Source organism: Micrococcus sp. HMSC31B01 (assembly GCF_001816085.1).
Lineage (GTDB): Bacteria > Actinomycetota > Actinomycetes > Actinomycetales > Micrococcaceae > Micrococcus > Micrococcus luteus.
Window position 1 is genome coordinate 1 of sequence record NZ_KV825189.1, and the last position, 922, is coordinate 922.

At 70.9% G+C, this 922-nt stretch carries 2 protein-coding genes; both read left to right on the plus strand.

Annotation, left to right across the window (positions count from 1 at the left end):
- Positions 1 to 25: 25 nt before the first annotated feature.
- Positions 26 to 400 (plus strand): ArsR/SmtB family transcription factor, encoded by a 375-nt coding sequence (locus tag HMPREF3105_RS07805; protein ID WP_041103922.1) that lies wholly within the window; start codon positions 26 to 28, stop codon positions 398 to 400.
- Positions 400 to 922: cation diffusion facilitator family transporter (locus HMPREF3105_RS07810; RefSeq protein WP_141762465.1), on the plus strand; the 523-nt coding region annotated here is incomplete at its 3' end. The genes HMPREF3105_RS07805 and HMPREF3105_RS07810, both read left to right, overlap by 1 nt.

Below are 922 nucleotides of genomic sequence, written 5' to 3' on the forward strand. Positions count from 1 at the left end.
ATCTGCATAGGTGTATGGTCGTGGCATGAGTGTGACGCCGTTGGATTCGTGTCAGGTCACCGCCGTCCATCCGGAGAAGGTGGCGCTGACCCGGGAGAGGATCCCCGACGAGCGCGAGGCCGGCAGGTTGGCCGGGCTGTTCAAGCTCCTGGGGGACCCGCGCCGTGCCCGGGTGCTGTATGCGTTGCTGGAGGCCGGCGAGCTGTGCGTGTGTGACCTGGCGGCGTCGGTCGATGTCGCGGAGGCGTCGGTGTCCCAGGTGCTGCGGGTGCTGCGTTCCGCTGGGGTGGTCGAGAACCGCCGGGAGGGGCGGATGGTGTACTACCGCCTCGCTGACGGGCATGTGCGGATGCTGCTGGACGTCTCCCGTGAGCACGCCCGCCACGAGGGGCAGGGCTGATGGGGGCGGGACACAGCCATGCCCCGGCGACCGGGCATGCCGGTGGCCGCTACCGTCGGCGGCTGGCGGGGGCGTTCGCCCTGACGGCGGGCTTCTTCCTGATCGAGCTGGTCGCGGGGCTGGTGTCGGGGTCGTTGGCGCTGCTGTCGGATGCCGGGCACATGGCTGCCGATGTGGTGGTGCTGGGTGCGGCGCTGCTGGCGACGCGCATCGCGAGCCGGCCGGACTCCACGGGGCGACGCACCTATGGCTCCTACCGGGCCGAGGTGTTCGCCTCGGCGTTGGCGGTGCTGGCGATGCTCGCGGTCGGGGTGTACGTGGTGGTCGAGGCCATCAGCCGGCTGGGCGACGCGCCGGAGGTGGCCTCCGGCGCCATGCTCGCGGTCGGCTTCGCCGGCCTGGTGATCAACATCATCTCCATGCTGCTGCTGCGCAGCGGGGCCAAGGACAGCCTGAACGTCAAGGGCGCCTACTACGAGGTGATCGCCGACGCCGCCGGGTCGGTGGGTGTCATGGTCGCCG

What these genes read in the sequence shown, in the direction of transcription:
- HMPREF3105_RS07805 (WP_041103922.1), top strand. Translation starts at nt 26, where the DNA reads ATGAGTGTGACGCCGTTGGATTCGTGTCAGGTCACCGCCGTCCATCCG.